Genomic DNA, 14,447 nt, shown 5'->3' on the forward strand with positions numbered 1-14,447 from the left:
CCCGAGCAGGTCCGGAGCGTTGAAGGTCGAGCCGAGCACCAGCCGGGCCGCCGTGCTGTGCGCCGACAGCTCCGCCGGTACGCCGGTGAGCTGGAGGAACTCCACCGCCCAGCTCAGCCCGAGCGCCGTGGAGGCCACCACCACCGGCCGCGCGCGGGGCGCGCAGAAGGCGACGAGGGTGCAGAGCAGCACCGTGTAGAGCGCACTCCCCGCGTACTTGGCGAAGACGCCGTCCGCCCCGGCGCGCACCGCGAGGCCCGCGGTGACGGTGACGACGGCCGCCACCGCCGCGACCGCGCGAACCCTGGACGCGCGGGGCGTGAGCGGACGGCCCCCGGACGCACGGGCCCCTGACGCACGGACCGTGGAGTCGCCGCCGGTGGGCTGCGAGGACCGCTCCCGGCCGGGTCAGCGACGTGCGGTCACCAGGAGCGTCCCGATGTGCCCGGACTCCGGGGCGTCAAGGACCCGGGCGTCGACGTCGCGGAAGCCCGCCCGCTCAAGGAAGCCCGTCCAGCGCCGCGGCGTGTAGCTGTACCGGTAGGTGAACATCGCTTTCCCGGCGAACCCGCCCTTGTACATGCCCTGCGGCCCGTACGCCCCGGGGATCGCGGGCGGGTGTGAGAACGCGAACACCCCGCCTGGCCGGAGCTGCTCCGCGACGAGCGGGAACAGGCGGGCCGGGTCGGTGAACCACGCCGCACCGAAGATCGAGTAGACCGCGTCATAGGTTGCGGTGTCGGCGGCAAGCATCTCCAGCACCTCGCCACAGACGAAGTCGGCCCCGGTGCCGACCCATCGGTCCGTCACCTTCTTCACCATGACCGGGGACAGGTCGATGCCCGTCGCCTTGATCCCGCGCCCTGCGAGGAGAGCGAGAGCCCGGCCGGTACCGCAACCGATCTCCAGCGCCGTCGCCGGATCGCCGAGGACCTCCGGCCCGGGACCGTGCCCGGCATACTGCGTCCAGCAGAAGGCGGGCTCCAAGTCGTCCTTGAACGCGGAGCCGGCGTAGGTGTCCCACAGCTCCGTCTCGGCTGCGATGTCGTGTCGTGCGGGCACAGTGCCTCTCTCGGTGTTGACGGGGAAGGCCCCTGCCCTCCGCGCGGGAGGAGTGCAGGGGCCAGCGTAGGGGCAGGATCCATGGGTCAGTGGCTGTCGGGAACCTTGCTGTCGCACGGGGAGCAGTTCGCCCCGTCGATCGCCCACATCTCGGCGTCGACGTCCCAGCCGTCGGCCGCGAGGAAGTCCGCGGTACGCAGGCACAGGCCGTCAGACCGGCGCTGAATGAACGGGGCGTGGTGCTTGTACAACCCGGCGTTGTGGACCTTGCACATCGCCCAGTAGACGGGGGTGTCGAGGATGAGCTGGTGCACACCGATGTCGACGAGCTTCCCGACACCCAGGTGGGCGTCCGGGTTCTCCATGGCGCACACGGTGTACGCCACGGCCTGGCCGAGGATCCGCTCCGCCATGTTGCGGACCATGGTGTTGTCCCGGAGGAGCAGGGCGATCTCCCGCTCCCACAGGGGGCCGCCGTCCATGACGTTCACCGTCAGGTGCTCGATGTGCGGCGCCACGGCGTTGAGGATCTGCTCCGGGTCACTGGTACGGGCGAGGGTGGGCGGCTGAGCTGCGATGGTCATCCTGTCCTCCGTCGATCGTCGGGTGGTGCGATGGAGCCCGCACCCCGGCCGCGCGGCGACCGCAGCGCGACCGAGGGCGGGAGTCTGTTCGGGCCTGGCGTCGGGCGTCAGATCGCTTCTGCGGCCTTCCGGAGCGCGGCAACACTCGCCGGCACGTCGTGGCTCAGCCGGACCGTCTGGTGAGGCAGTACGGCGAGCCGGGCCGACACCTCATCCCGAGCGCTCCGCCGCCCGCCACCGTCCACCCCCCCGGCCAGCTCGAAGATGTCGGGGTAGCGATCCTCCGTGCGACCGCTCATGAAGTCGTCGTCCCCCAGCGCCTGCACCGCACCGCCGACCACATCGGGCGAGGACTCGGCGTCGACCCGAGGGAAGAGGAGCCCAGCCGCGCGACCCCCCGTAGCCAGCTCGACCCCGAACAGGCTCGTGAACTGGTCCGGGAATACCTGGACCTTCTTCTCCCGCCTCTTCTCGTCTTCCCACAGCGGCGTGAAGTCGCCGGCGAGGAGCGCCGTCGTCACCGCGTCGTGCTGCGTCGGGTGGAAGGCTCCGCCCTTTTTGACGTGGCCACGCGCAGCGGCACCCCACCCCAGCGAGGCCAGCAGGCCGAGGCCGACAGCAGCGGCAGACGGCCACGGCACCACTTCCACACCGCGCGTGCCGGTGGGCCGGACCAGTACCCGGTCGTTGGCCAGGAGCTGCCAACCGGACGAGGCAAGCAGCAGAGCCGTCGTGGTCTTCCCTGCGCCCTTCCCGCCGAACGCGAGAAGCGCCGCCCCGTCCTCCGGGCGTACGACCGCCGAGGAGTGGAGCACCGCCCACCCGTCGCGCAGGAGTTGCCCCCGGAAGACCTCGCGGGCCAGGCGCGCGGCTGCGAGAGAGAGTTCCATCACGCCGATACCGGTGAGCGTGAGGCGGCCGGAAGCGGGGCTGCTGCGGTACGCGATCGCTTCGTCCGGCGATGTCGCGATGATGTCCTCACCGTCCCGGGCGACGAGCATCCGGTGCCGCGCGTACTCGACCTCTGCCGTGTGCCGCCCGTCGTGGACCAGTAGGGTCAGCGCCGCGTACGCCTCCGGGTCGACGTCCGCGACGAGGACAGCACCCGCGTACACCGTGGCGGCCTCCACCGGGGACGAGTTCCACCACTGGCCGAAGTACCGGGCCGACCAGTCCGTCACCTCCGCCCGGTTGCTCATGACGGTGACAGCTGCAGCAGCGGCCTCCAGCCGGGTAGCGGTGATCATGCGGGGTTCCTCTCGGTCGGGGCAGGCAGATGGGTGTAGGCGTCGCGGAGGCTGCTGGCCGCAGAGTCCAGGCACAGACGCTCGTGACGAGTGAGTGAGGGAAGGCACTGGGCGGCCACACCCCCGGTGAAGTGCATCGGGATGCCGAGCCACACGTCCCCGTACGGGACGGACAGCTCCTCGATGCCGTCGACCAGGCCGAGGACTTTGCGGAGTGTCGACAGCACGGCACCGGCGGGACCGCAGCGCGTGCGGCCGATCCCGGCCCGGATCAGCGCCGGCCGCTGTTGGAGTTCTTCCACGATCGCGCGGGCAAGGGCTGTCACCGGGTGGCCGTCCACGGTTGTGGTGGACAGGCACGGCACCGCACGGTCGCCGTGCTCTCCGATCACGTGGCCCTCGACCCGTCCCGGGGTGACCTGGGCGTACTGGGCCAGGAGTAGCCGGTACCGGGCCGAGTCGAGGTTCGATCCGATCCCGTAGACTCGAACGCACCCGGACACTCGGGCGAAGCGCCGGGCCATCAGGTCCACCGGGTTGGTGACAACGAGGACGGCGCCCTGATACCCGTGCAGTTCCTTGGCCAGGGTAGCGATCGCGGGTGCGTTCGCCGTAGCGCCGCCGCGGCGTATGTCCCGGGCGTTGGTGTTCGTGAAGTCGGTGCGCAGGGTGACCACGACGGCGTCGCACCCGTGGAGATCCGCGGTGTCGCCGGCCTCGACCTGAGTGCGCGACCGGGCGGACACGGCCAGGTCCTGGAGATCGGCGACCAACCCGCGTGTCTGCTCCTCCCGCCGGGACACGACGACGAGCCGCTCGGCAAGCTCCGCCGGTACCAGGCCGGTTGCCAGCGCCTGACCGACCGCGCCCGCGCCGACGACTCCCACCACCGGCCCGGTCACCGCAGGTCCAGCGTGGTGTGCTCGACCTCGTTGAAAATGGCGTCGATCAGGCCGAGCCCCGCCATCGACCCGATGAGGAGGCCGCTGACCCGGTCGACGACCGTCGCGATCCGGCGCCCATTCGACATCAGCGTCCGCTGATGGGCCGAAAGGGGAAAGCCGGACGGTGCGCTCAGGCACGACGTCAGGTAGTTCGTGGTGTCCATCAGCCACAGGACCATGACCTCGCGCAGCCGATCGGCCCGATCCGTCTTGGCCAGGCCTGCGAATTGTCGGCTCAGGGCGTCCAACACCCCCTGCGTGATCTGCTGTTCGGCGCGCAGCTCGTGGTGACACAGGGCCAGCATCAGAGTTCGGCCGCAGAGCTTCGCCACGTCGGGCTGCGGTCCGGCCGCCCACTGGAGCGCCGGGTCGATGAAGGTCAGCCGGTGGCTGCTGAGATAGACGTGCTCGGGCTTGAGGTCCCCGAACACAGCAGTCCGCTGCCGGGCAGGGAGCGCGGCCGTAAGCCGCAGCAGCTGGCGTACCGAGCTCTCGACCAGGCCGACGACCGCCAGGCGCTCATCCTCCTGGAGCCCGCTGTCCCGGCCGAGGTCGGCGACGTACCCGGCTACGGCCGGGCCTTTGAACTTCCGGAAGAACACATCCACGATGTTGCGCTCGTTTATCGGCCACGCTCCCCGCAGATACCGCGCCCCCAGGTCGCCGTGCAGCTCCTTCAGCGACAGCAGGACCGAGTCCAGTAAGGCGGCCGTGTCCCAGGGGCGCGCGGTGATCTCCTCCGCAACCGTCGTCCCCGGCACCGCCTTGGTGAACAAGACGCCTGCGCGCAACGCAGCGGCCTCACACACCCGGGGCCGGCCCAGCCACCGCAGGAACTCCAGGTGCTGGTACTCCCGTCGCGCCACCAAGTCGGCGCTCTTGGTGTACGGATGCTGCGCCTCCAGGATCTCGTCCCACGTGCCTCGCGCGCCGCCCAGGGTGCCGGTAAGGACGCCGTGGCCCTGGCTGATCAGGGTGGCGAGCGGCTGCGGGTCGCACAGCGCCCCGGAGTCCTCCAGGGGCAGCACCCACCAAGCAGAACCCTGATCGGGGCGGACGTTCCCCGGAGCCGGGACCTCCAGCGCCGCCTTGCGGCTGTGCGCCATCGAGCCGGGAACGCTCCACGCCATGGCCACGGACCCCGGAACCAAGGCGACGTAGCCGCCCTCGCGGCCGAACATCTGCTCGGCGTAGAAAACCGGCCCACCGCCCAGGCGTGTCCGCAGCGGCTCCACACACTTGACCGGATCGTCCAGGAGGAGCGCGGCGTGCACCACGGCGGCCCGAACGATGACTGCGCCGAACAGCACGCCGGGCGTCAGGAACGTGGTGCCGCCTTCGGCCCAGTCGGCCCATGCCGCCCGGACCGACGAAGCCGCCCCCAGCAGCCAGTGCTCGCCGGTGAGAGTCTGCTCCCGCGCCGGAGAGAAGCCCTTTCCAGTCAGTTCAGTCATCGCGTCAACTCCGCGATACGGAGATGAGTACTTTCACGCACGGCGACTCCTAGTCAGTCGTCGCCCCGGGCAGGCGGGCGTCACCGCTCCCAGGGCCCTGACGTCCGAGAGTCCCTTGACTGCGAGTGCCCCGCCTGCCCATCGCGGGTGTACCCATGATGGGTACACCCCGTGGGTGTCCCCCGTGCACAGTGGGACGAGCAGGCAGGAGAGCCGCATGACCTACCAGCCGCCGACAGCTCTACCGCGCGACCTCATTGACCAGGAAAAGATGCACCGCGCGCTGATAAGTCACGACTTCGGGGCGGTGTTCCGTCTCGCGCGCGAGCACGCGGGCATCTCGTACTCCAAGATCGCCACGGAGTGCGACATCAAGCCGAATCGCGTGGGAGAACTCGCAAAGGGCCGCGGGCGCATCACGACCTTCGAGAAGATCGCCCAGATCGCCGACGCCTTACGCGTCCCGGGGCACGTGCTCGGTTTGGCTCCCCGTCCCTGGGAGGCGGACTCTCCTGGTCATTCCAGTGAAGAGATCGGACCGCACATGCGACGTCGAACCATCCTCCAGGCAGCCACTGCCACCGGCCTCGCCGCAGCGCTCCCCGCCCTGCACCACCCGGAGCCACCGAGCCGAATCACCCCGGCCTACGTCGAGGAGCTGCGCGCGCGGGCAGCCCGCCTCCGGCGCCTCGACATCTACCTCGGCGGCGGTGACACCTACCGCGTGTACCTCGCGGAGGTCCAACGCACCAAGTCCCTTCTACGCGCGGCCGTTTTCACCGACGATGCCCGCCAGAGAGCGACGGCGCTCCTTGCCGAGCAGGCACAGCAGGCGGGATGGTCCGCATTCGACGGCGGCCGTACCCGGGAAGCCGTGGACCTGTACGAGGAAAGCCGCGACCTCGCACAGGAGGCCCGGGACTCGGACCTCTACGGCAACGCGCTCGCGTTCCTCGCCTACAAGATCGGGCCCGACGACCGACAGGCCGCCGTCGCCGTCGCAGAGGCTTCCTGTGCCACGATCACGGCGCGCACCCCGTCCACCGTCCGCGCGCTGCTGCACGAGCGCCATGCCTGGGCCTGTGCCGTCAACGGCCAGATCGGGGGCACCGAGCGTGCACTGGAGGCGGCCCGCGATGCCCTCGACAGCACGCCGAAGGACGAGCCCCAGCCCGACTGGGCGGCCTGGGTCGACCACATCGAGCTGGACATCATGACCGGCCGCTGCTGGACGGAGCTTCGACGACCGCTCCGCGCCGTCCCGGCCCTCACCCGCGCGCTCGGCCAGTACAGCGACGACAACGCGCGCGACAAGTCCCTCTATCTGTCTTGGCTGGCTCAGGCCTACCTCACCGCCGACGAGGTCGATGTGGCCGCGCGGCACGTCGGACGCGCTGCCGCCCTTGCCCGTGGGGTCGCATCTCAACGCCCGGCGCAGCGTCTCGTGCCGCTGATCAATCACCTGCGCCCGCACGCCAGCCTCCCCGCAGTGCGTGAACTCCTGGAAGGCACAGCCGCCTAGGGACGGGCCACCGACTTCCGGATCCACGTCAGACACCGGTCGGCGCCGGCCGTGATGGGCACGGCGCAGACCTCCGGGTTATCCCACGGATGCGCCTCCAGGAGGTACGCCTCCAGCTCCGGGTACCGGTCAGCGGTCGTCTTCAGCAGCAGCTGCCACTCCTCGCCGGTGCCGAACTCCTCCAAGTGCCAGAACACGCTCGTCACGGGACCGACGATCTGGGCCCCTGCCGCCAGCCGCTGCTGAACTGCGGGGCCCGCAAGGGCAACTGCCTGCTCACGAGTCGGTGTTGCTGTCGACACCTGCACACATTCAGTCATGGTCCCGAGCGTATCGACCCGCGTCAGCCGGTGGCGGCCAGCCGCGGGATCATTGGGTAGGGCCACATCCAGGTCAGGAGCGTTTCTTGCGTTTCGATCATGCTTCGGACAGCCCACCTCGTGAATGTTCGAGACTAACGCGTAGCGAGCCGCCGGACCCCCGCGTGGACGGCCCAGGCCGCCGCCGCGCCCACCGCGTACCCGAGCAGGTCCGGAGCGTTGAAGGTCGAGCCGAGCACCAGCCGGGCCGCCGTGCTGTGCGCCGACAGCTCCGCCGGTACGCCGGTGAGCTGGAGGAACTCCACCGCCCAGCTCAGCCCGAGCGCCGTGGAGGCCACCACCACCGGCCGCGCGCGGGGCGCGCAGAAGGCGACGAGGGTGCAGAGCAGCACCGTGTAGAGCGCACTCCCCGCGTACTTGGCGAAGACGCCGTCCGCCCCGGCGCGCACCGCGAGGCCCGCGGTGACGGTGACGACGGCCGCCACCGCCGCGACCGCGCGAACCCTGGACGCGCGGGGCGTGAGCGGACGGCCCCCGGACGCACGGGCCCCTGACGCACGGACCGTGGAGTCGCCGCCGGTGGGCTGCGAGGACCGCTCCCGAAGCCTCATACGAGCCCGATCCTCTTGAGCTGCCGGATCGGCCGGGCCACCAACAACACCGCCACCACTCCTATGTTGATCACGGCCGCCGCCACCAGCAGCTCCGGCGCCCCGACCGCCTCGGCCACCGGGCCCGCCAGGGCGCGGCCCGCCGCGACCATCAGGAGCGAGCCCGCCACATCGTAGGCGTGCAGGCGGTTCAGGGCCTCCGGCGGGACGTGTGTCTGGACCGTCGTGGACCACATCACCAGCCAGAACGCGGCCGACCCGCCCGCCAGCAACTGCCCGGCCGCCAGCACCGGCACCGGCATCCCGAGCGCCAGCACCACCAGGCTCACCGCCACCAGCGGCAACGCGGTCGCCCCCGCCGCCAGCGGGTGCGACGGGCGCAGCCGCAGGGCGAGGAGACCGCCGACGACGCTGCCCGCCCCGTTCACCGCCATCAGCATCCCGTACGACCCCGAGCCGTGCGCCTCGGTGACCAGGACGGCGGTCAGCGGGAGCATCGGGCCGAGGACCGCGAAGCCGTACACCGTCCAGACCGCGATCACGCCCCACAGCCAGGACCGGGCCCGGAACTCCCGCCACCCGCCGACCAGTTCGGCGGCGAACGTGCCGCGTACCGCGTCTTCGTGCGGGGCCGGGGCCAGCCGCATCAGGAAGAGGCAGGCACCGGAGACCGCGAAGGTCGCCGCGTTCGCCGCGTAGACGGCCCCGGCACTGGCGAGGCCGACGAGCGCCCCGGCGAAGGCGGGCCCGGCCATGGCCATCAGCGCCTCGGCGACCCGCAGGACGGCGTTGGCGCGCTGGACGTCGGTGGAGACGCGCGGCACAGTCGAGGCGACCCCGGGCTGGAAGAGCGCCGCGCCGACGCCGGCCACCGAGCTGAGGACGTACACCGCCCACAGCGGCGGGTTGCCGGTCGCGAAGGTCACGGCCAGCACCGAGGCGCCGATCAGGCGCAGCGCGTCAGCGATGATCATCATGCGGCGCGGGGTGAACCGGTCGGCGAGCACCCCGCCGAACAGGACGAACACCGCCAGCGGCCCCATCCAGGCGGCGAGCGCGAAGCCGACCGAGGAGGCGGGCCGCCCCGCGCCCAGCAGCCCGGCGGTCAGGGCCACCGGGATCATGCCGTCGCCGAAGAGGGCGACCGTACGGGCCACAAAGAAGTAGCGGAAGTTACGGTTCCAGAGCCCCGCGGGACCGGGGGCGGCACCGAAGGAGGACCCGACGCCCAGGCCCGCCCCGGCGGGACCGCCCGGTCCGCCCCGTCCGCCCGGGTCGAGCGGGGGAAGGACCGGGAGGGCCGGGACCGGGTTCGGGGGCGGGGTCGTACGGGTGTCGCGCGCGGCGTCGGGAATGGACGCGCGCTCTGTCGGCCTCTCCATCACGTCGCTAACCTGTACCAGCTCGTGGTCTATACCACTACAGGATTTCCCTGTGATCCCGAGGAGGCCGTCGTGCCACACCGCGTCGTCGTTCTGGCCCTCGACGGGCTGCTCCCCTTCGAGCTGGGCATTCCGCAGCGGATCTTCGGCCGTGCCCTCGGCACGGAGACGGGCGGCAGGGGCGGGAAGCTGTACGACGTGGTGACCTGCTCGGTCCGCCCGCCGGGCCCGGTGCGGACCGACGCGGACTTCTCCGTCCTCGTGGAGCACGGCCCGGAGGCGCTCGCCACCGCCGACACGGTGGTCGTCCCCGCCCCCTACGAGCTGGGCCCGGTCTTCGAGGAGGGCCGGCTCACCGAGGAGCTGGCCGCCGCGCTCGCCCTGGTCCGGCCCGGCACCCGGATGGTCTCCATCTGCACCGGCAGTTACGTCCTGGCTGCCGCCGGATACCTCGACGGCCGCCCCGCCACCACGCACTGGTCATCCGCCGACCACTTCCAGCGGACCTTCCCGCAGGTCCGCGTCGACCCGGACGTCCTGTTCATCGACGACGGCGACGTCCTCACCTCCGCCGGGGTCGCCGCCGGGATCGACCTCTGCCTGCACCTGGTGCGGCGCGACCACGGAACGGCCGTCGCGAACGAGATCGCCCGCCGCACGGTCGTGCCCCCGCACCGGGACGGCGGGCAGGCGCAGTACATCCACCGCCCCGTCCCCGAGCCGCAGTTCGCGACCACCACCGGCGCCCGCGCCTGGGCGCTGGCCCGTCTCGACCGGCCGATCCTGTTGCGGGACATGGCGGAGCACGAGGCGATGAGCGTACGGACGTTCACGCGCCGCTTCCGCGAGGAGGTCGGGATCAGCCCCGGCCAGTGGCTCACCCAGCAGCGGGTGGAGCGGGCCCGGCATCTGCTGGAGTCGACGGACCTGTCGATCGACCAGGTGGCCAGGGACGCGGGCTTCGGCACGGCGACCTCGCTGCGTCAGCACCTCCAGGCGGCCCTGGGCGTGCCGCCGACGGTCTACCGGCGTACGTTCCGGCCCTCGGCGGACACCGTGTCCTGAGGCCCGGGGCTCCAGTGCCCCGGAGCGACGCCGTGACCCGCGAACAGCTCGACGCGAACGTCACCCACGCCGCCGGGGCCCGCTCCCGCCCCTGCCCCGTGGCCGGCTCAGAAGACCAGGACCCCCCGGGCCACCCGCCCGTGGTGCGCGTCGTCGGCCGCCTTGGCGAAGTCCTCCACCGGGTACGTCTCCGTCACCAGCTCGTCCAGCAGCAGCCGGCCCTCCCGGTAGAGGTCCGCGTACAGGGCGATGTCCCGCTGCGGCCGCGAGGAGCCGTAGCGGCAGCCGAGGATCGACTTGTCCAGGTACATCGAGGAGACCAGGAACGACGCCTCGGCGCTCGCCGCCGGTACGCCCAGCAGCACTGCCTGGCCGTGCCGGTCGAGCAGGTCGACCGCCTGGCGGATCAGCTCGGTGCGGCCGACGCACTCGAAGGCGTGGTCGGCCCCGTCGGGCAGGATGTCCCGCACCCCTTCCGTGCTCGTCAGGAAGTGCGTGGCGCCGAACTGCCGGGCCACCGCCTCCTTCGCCGGGTTGCTGTCGACGGCGACGACGGTGAGCGCACCGGCCAGCCGGGCCCCCTGGAGCACGTTGAGGCCGATGCCCCCGGTGCCGATGACCACGACGGTGTCGCCCCGGTCGACCTTCGCCCGGTTGAGGACCGCTCCGACGCCGGTCAGGACCCCGCAGCCGATCAGGGCCGCCGAGGTGAGGGGCAGGTCGGCGGGGATCTTGACGGCCTGGACGGCGCGCACCACCGTACGTTCCGCGAACGCGGAGTTGGAGGCAAACTGGAACAGCGGCTTCCCGTCCCGCGAGAACGGCCGCCCCGGACGCCCGATCGCCTTGCGGCACATGGTCGGTCTGCCCCGGTCGCACTGGGCGCAGGCCCCGCAGTTGGCGAGGGTGGACAGCGCGACGTGATCACCGGGCCCTACGTGGCCGACGCCCGGCCCGACCGCTTCCACCACGCCCGCGCCCTCGTGGCCGAGCACGACGGGGACCGGGAAGGGGATCGTGCCGTCGATCACCGACAGATCGCTGTGGCAGAGTCCGGCGGCGGCGACCGCCACCAGCACCTCCCCGGGACCCGGATCGCGTATCTCCAGGTCGTCCACGACCTCGGTCCGTGTGCCGTCGAAGACGACGCCTCTCATCTCGGCTCCCTCGGTAGGCCGAGCACCCGCTCGGCGATGATGTTCCGCTGGATCTCGTCGGAGCCGCCGTAGATGGTGTCGGCCCGGCTGAAGAGGAACAGGTGCTGCGCGTCGTCCAGTAGGTACGGATGTTCCGCCGACCAGGGCTCCGGGCCGACGGCTCCCGCCTCGCCCGCGACCTGCACGGCCAGTTCGCCGAGCCGCTGGTGCCAGCCGCCCCACAGCAGCTTCGCCACGCTGGGCGCGCCCGGGTCGCCGGTGGAACCGAGGGTGCGCAGGGCGTGCCGGCGCATGGTGTCCAGCTCCGCCCACTGCCGGACGAGCCGGGCCCTGATGACCGGGTCCTCGGCGGCCCCGCTCGCCACGGCGGCGGCGAGGACCTTCGCCAGCTCCGCCGCGAACCCGGTCTGCTGGGCGAGGGTGGACACCCCTCGCTCCAGGGCGAGGAGGCCCATGGCGACCTGCCAGCCGTTGCCCTCACCGCCGACGGCCTCGGTGGCCCGCGCCCCGTCGAGGAAGACCTCGTTGAACTCGCTGGTCCCCGTCAGCTGCCGGATCGGCCGCACCTCGATCCGGCCCGGCTGGTCCATCTCCACCAGCAGGAACGACAGCCCGTGGTGGCGGGTGGAGCCGGGGTCGGTGCGGGCGAGGACGAAGCACCAGTCGGCGTCCAGGGCGAGCGAGGTCCAGATCTTCTGCCCGGTCACGGCGTACCCGCCGGCCCCGTCCGGTACGGCGGCGGTCCGCACCCCGGCGAGGTCGGAGCCCGCGCCCGGTTCGCTGTACCCCTGGCACCACAGGGTCTCTCCGCGTGCGACGGGGGGCAGGTGGCGGTTCCTCTGCTCCTCGGTGCCGTACGTGATCAGCGTCGGGGCCAGGAGGTTCTCCCCGATGTGCCCCATCCGGGCGGGAGCTCCGGAGCGGGCGTACTCCTCGGCCCAGACGACCTGCTCGGTGAGGGTGGCCCGGCGGTTGCCGTAACGCTCGCCGTCCTTGCCGGGCCAGCCGATTCCGATCCACCCCGCCTGCCCCAGCTCGCGTTCCCACGCGCGGGGGTGGGGGGCGGGGGTGTCGGCGAGGTGGCTTCGCAGCCAGGTGCGCGCCTCGGTACGGAAGTCCATGCTGCCTCCTGATTGTTCCGGGGGCTCCGCCCCCGGGGGCGGTCAGTGGTTCGGCCGGTCGCCCGACCTGGCCGCCGCCGCCATCTCCTCCAGCCGCGCCAGCATCGGCATCGGATCGGCCCCCACCGTCCCGGGCAGGAAGTCCGCGATCCGTTCCGGGGTCCAGGGCCCCTCCCCGTACGCCGCCCGCAACTCCCTCGGCTGGGCCCAGACCGCGATCTTCGGGCCCGCGATCGTGTACACCTGCCCGGTGATCCGCTCCGCCCGCGCCCGATCGCTCAGCAGGTAGACGACCAGCGCCGCCACATCCTCCGGCTCGCCGATCTCCGTCAGCTCCATCGGCACCCCGGCCGACATCCGGGTCCGGGCGACGGGCGCGACCGCGTTCGCCGTGACGCCGTACTTGTGCAGGCCCAGCGCCGCGCTGCGCACCAGCGAGATGATCCCGCCCTTCGCCGCGCTGTAGTTGGCCTGGGAGACGCTGCCCTGGTGGTTGCCGCTGGTGAAGCCGATCAGCGTGCCGCCGCCGTCCTGCTTGCGCATCACCGCCGAGGCGGCCCGGAAGACCGTGAACGTGCCCTTGAGGTGGGTGGCGAGGACGGGGTCCCACTCCTCCTCGGACATGTTGAACAGCATCCGCTCGCGGAGGATCCCGGCCACGCAGACCACCCCGTCGAGCCGGCCGTACTCCGTCAGCGCGGTGTCCACGATCCGCTGCCCGCCCGCCATCGTGGAGATGTCGTCGGCGACCGCGACCGCCTCGCCGCCCGCCGCCCCGATCTCCTTGACGACGGACCGGGCGATCTCGCTGGTCGGTTCGGAGCCCTCGACGGAGACCCCGTAGTCGTTGACGACGACCCGCGCTCCCTGGGCCGCCGCGGCGAGCGCGACCGCCCGCCCGATGCCCCGGCCGGCCCCCGTCACGGCGACCACCCTGCCTGCCAAGAAGTTCCCCATGCCCGGCCCCTTCCCGTGGTTTCTGACGGACCGTTAGATTTTATGGGCAGCCGGATGCTCCGGCACAAGACCCTGGAGGTCCCCATGTCCCTGCCGGCCGGGTTCCACGAGATCGCGAAGCGCGTCAACAACTGGGGCCGCTGGGGCGGGGCCGACGAACTCGGGACGCTCAACCTGATCACCGACGCCGTCGTCCGGGAGGCCGTCGCGACCGTGCGAACCGGCCGCCGGATACCGCTCGCCCTGCCGCTCCAGCAAGACGGGGTACAGAGCGGGCTCATCCCGGGCCGGATCAACCCGCTGCACACGATGGTCCAGATCAACCAGGAGATCTTCGGCCCCGGCACGGTCGCCACCAGCGACGACTCCGTCACGATGGGGCTCCAGGCCGCGACGCACTGGGACGCCCTGCCCCATGTCTCGCACAGCGGGAAGATCTACAACGGCCGTCCGGCGGACACGATCACCGCCCACGACGGGGCCCGGTTCTCCTCGATCGCCGGCGTGGAGCACCTCGTCTCGCGCGGGGTGCTGCTGGACGTGGCCCGCGCCCGGGGGGTGGACCGGCTGCCCGGGGGCCACGCCGTGACGCCGGAGGACCTGGCGGCGGCGGAGGAGTTCGGGGAGGTGACCGTACGGGCCGGGGACATCGTGCTCGTACGGACCGGGCAGGTGCGGGTGGCGCTGGACGGGGACCGGAGCACGTACGGCTATCCGTCGCCGGGGCTTTCGGTGCGCACGCCCGAGTGGTTCCACGCCCGGGATGTGGCCGCCGTCGCCAACGACACCCTGACTTTCGAGATCTTCCCGCCGGAGATCGAGGACCTGTGGATGCCGGTGCACGCGCTGCACCTGGTCGAGATGGGCCTGCTCCAGGGCCAGAACTGGAACCTGGAGGCGCTGTCCGAGGCCTGCGTGGAGGAGGGCCGGCACGCCTTTCTGCTCAGCGCGACGCCGGAGCCGTTCGCCGGGGCCACCGGCTCACCGGTCGCCCCGGTCGCGGTCCTGTGAACGGCGTACG

At 72.0% G+C, this 14,447-nt stretch carries 15 protein-coding genes; 3 read left to right on the plus strand and 12 right to left on the minus strand.

Going from position 1 to position 14,447, the window contains the following annotated elements:
• The 6 genes from B9S58_RS35830 to B9S58_RS35855 form a co-directional block, all read right to left on the minus strand.
• On the minus strand, positions 1-285 hold a 285-nt coding region (locus B9S58_RS35830), incomplete at its 3' end, for a DUF2809 domain-containing protein (protein WP_181009571.1).
• Positions 286-408: 123 nt separating this feature from the next.
• Positions 409-1,062: a bifunctional 2-polyprenyl-6-hydroxyphenol methylase/3-demethylubiquinol 3-O-methyltransferase UbiG gene (locus B9S58_RS35835; RefSeq protein WP_103536034.1), complete on the minus strand. Its 654-nt coding sequence runs from the start codon at positions 1,060-1,062 to the stop codon at positions 409-411.
• 86 nt (positions 1,063-1,148) lie between these two features.
• A complete protein-coding gene (locus B9S58_RS35840) occupies positions 1,149-1,646 on the minus strand; it encodes a hypothetical protein (protein WP_103536035.1) in 498 nt (165 codons plus the stop codon).
• A 107-nt stretch (positions 1,647-1,753) separates the two neighbouring features.
• The gene (locus tag B9S58_RS35845; RefSeq protein ID WP_103536036.1) at positions 1,754-2,893 is read right to left on the minus strand and encodes a hypothetical protein; all 1,140 of its coding nucleotides are present in this window, start codon (positions 2,891-2,893) and stop codon (positions 1,754-1,756) included.
• Positions 2,890-3,795 (minus strand): NAD(P)-binding domain-containing protein, encoded by a 906-nt coding sequence (locus tag B9S58_RS35850; protein ID WP_103536037.1) that lies wholly within the window; start codon positions 3,793-3,795, stop codon positions 2,890-2,892. The genes B9S58_RS35845 and B9S58_RS35850 overlap by 4 nt, the downstream gene beginning before the upstream one ends.
• Positions 3,792-5,291, minus strand: coding sequence for a hypothetical protein (locus B9S58_RS35855; protein WP_103536038.1), 1,500 nt, complete (start codon positions 5,289-5,291; stop codon positions 3,792-3,794). The genes B9S58_RS35850 and B9S58_RS35855 overlap by 4 nt, the downstream gene beginning before the upstream one ends.
• Before the next feature lie 217 nt (positions 5,292-5,508).
• On the opposite strand from B9S58_RS35855, the gene B9S58_RS35860 reads away from it, so the two are divergent.
• Entirely contained in the window at positions 5,509-6,813 is a 1,305-nt protein-coding gene (locus tag B9S58_RS35860; protein ID WP_103536039.1) for a helix-turn-helix transcriptional regulator, read from the plus strand.
• Here B9S58_RS35860 and cutA read toward each other — a convergent pair.
• The 3 genes from cutA to B9S58_RS35875 all read right to left on the minus strand — a co-directional run bounded on the left by cutA (position 6,810) and on the right by B9S58_RS35875 (position 9,126).
• On the minus strand, positions 6,810-7,133 hold the full coding sequence (gene cutA, locus B9S58_RS35865; RefSeq protein ID WP_181009572.1) for a divalent-cation tolerance protein CutA: 324 nt from the start codon (positions 7,131-7,133) through the stop codon (positions 6,810-6,812). The genes B9S58_RS35860 and cutA overlap by 4 nt on opposite strands.
• Positions 7,134-7,267: 134 nt before the next feature.
• Complete coding sequence (locus B9S58_RS35870; protein WP_103536041.1) at positions 7,268-7,744, minus strand: DUF2809 domain-containing protein; 477 nt, start codon at positions 7,742-7,744, stop codon at positions 7,268-7,270.
• Positions 7,741-9,126 carry an MFS transporter gene (locus B9S58_RS35875; RefSeq protein WP_103536042.1) on the minus strand — a complete coding sequence of 462 codons (1,386 nt, stop codon included), beginning with the start codon at positions 9,124-9,126 and terminating at the stop codon, positions 7,741-7,743. The genes B9S58_RS35870 and B9S58_RS35875 overlap by 4 nt, the downstream gene beginning before the upstream one ends.
• Positions 9,127-9,198: 72 nt before the next feature.
• Between B9S58_RS35875 and B9S58_RS35880 the strand changes: the two genes are divergently transcribed.
• On the plus strand, positions 9,199-10,191 hold the full coding sequence (locus B9S58_RS35880; RefSeq protein ID WP_103536043.1) for a GlxA family transcriptional regulator: 993 nt from the start codon (positions 9,199-9,201) through the stop codon (positions 10,189-10,191).
• Between the two features lie 107 nt (positions 10,192-10,298).
• On the opposite strand, the gene B9S58_RS35885 is transcribed toward B9S58_RS35880, so the two are convergent.
• Genes B9S58_RS35885 through B9S58_RS35895 form a run of 3 tightly spaced genes read right to left on the minus strand, consistent with a single transcriptional unit; the run spans position 10,299 to position 13,426 of the window.
• The gene (locus tag B9S58_RS35885) at positions 10,299-11,348 is read right to left on the minus strand and encodes a Zn-dependent alcohol dehydrogenase (protein ID WP_103536044.1); all 1,050 of its coding nucleotides are present in this window, start codon (positions 11,346-11,348) and stop codon (positions 10,299-10,301) included.
• Positions 11,345-12,469: an acyl-CoA dehydrogenase family protein gene (locus B9S58_RS35890; RefSeq protein WP_103536045.1), complete on the minus strand. Its 1,125-nt coding sequence runs from the start codon at positions 12,467-12,469 to the stop codon at positions 11,345-11,347. Before B9S58_RS35890 ends, B9S58_RS35885 begins: the two co-directional genes overlap by 4 nt.
• Positions 12,470-12,511: 42 nt before the next feature.
• Positions 12,512-13,426, minus strand: a complete 915-nt coding sequence (locus B9S58_RS35895; RefSeq protein WP_103536046.1) for an SDR family oxidoreductase — start codon at positions 13,424-13,426, stop codon at positions 12,512-12,514.
• Positions 13,427-13,510: 84 nt separating this feature from the next.
• Between B9S58_RS35895 and B9S58_RS35900 the strand changes: the two genes are divergently transcribed.
• The gene (locus tag B9S58_RS35900; protein WP_103536081.1) at positions 13,511-14,437 is read left to right on the plus strand and encodes a cyclase family protein; all 927 of its coding nucleotides are present in this window, start codon (positions 13,511-13,513) and stop codon (positions 14,435-14,437) included.
• The last annotated feature ends 10 nt before the right edge of the window (positions 14,438-14,447 follow it).

Source organism: Streptomyces sp. SM11 (genome assembly GCF_002910905.1).
Classification (GTDB): Bacteria; Actinomycetota; Actinomycetes; order Streptomycetales; family Streptomycetaceae; genus Streptomyces.

What these genes read in the sequence shown, in the direction of transcription:
- cutA (WP_181009572.1), bottom strand. Translation starts at nt 7,133, where the DNA reads ATGACTGAATGTGTGCAGGTGTCGACAGCAACACCGACTCGTGAGCAG.
- B9S58_RS35900 (WP_103536081.1), top strand. Translation starts at nt 13,511, where the DNA reads ATGTCCCTGCCGGCCGGGTTCCACGAGATCGCGAAGCGCGTCAACAAC.
- B9S58_RS35895 (WP_103536046.1), bottom strand. Translation starts at nt 13,426, where the DNA reads ATGGGGAACTTCTTGGCAGGCAGGGTGGTCGCCGTGACGGGGGCCGGC.
- B9S58_RS35870 (WP_103536041.1), bottom strand. Translation starts at nt 7,744, where the DNA reads ATGAGGCTTCGGGAGCGGTCCTCGCAGCCCACCGGCGGCGACTCCACG.
- B9S58_RS35855 (WP_103536038.1), bottom strand. Translation starts at nt 5,291, where the DNA reads ATGACTGAACTGACTGGAAAGGGCTTCTCTCCGGCGCGGGAGCAGACT.
- B9S58_RS35840 (WP_103536035.1), bottom strand. Translation starts at nt 1,646, where the DNA reads ATGACCATCGCAGCTCAGCCGCCCACCCTCGCCCGTACCAGTGACCCG.
- B9S58_RS35890 (WP_103536045.1), bottom strand. Translation starts at nt 12,469, where the DNA reads ATGGACTTCCGTACCGAGGCGCGCACCTGGCTGCGAAGCCACCTCGCC.
- B9S58_RS35860 (WP_103536039.1), top strand. Translation starts at nt 5,509, where the DNA reads ATGACCTACCAGCCGCCGACAGCTCTACCGCGCGACCTCATTGACCAG.
- B9S58_RS35845 (WP_103536036.1), bottom strand. Translation starts at nt 2,893, where the DNA reads ATGATCACCGCTACCCGGCTGGAGGCCGCTGCTGCAGCTGTCACCGTC.
- B9S58_RS35885 (WP_103536044.1), bottom strand. Translation starts at nt 11,348, where the DNA reads ATGAGAGGCGTCGTCTTCGACGGCACACGGACCGAGGTCGTGGACGAC.
- B9S58_RS35875 (WP_103536042.1), bottom strand. Translation starts at nt 9,126, where the DNA reads ATGGAGAGGCCGACAGAGCGCGCGTCCATTCCCGACGCCGCGCGCGAC.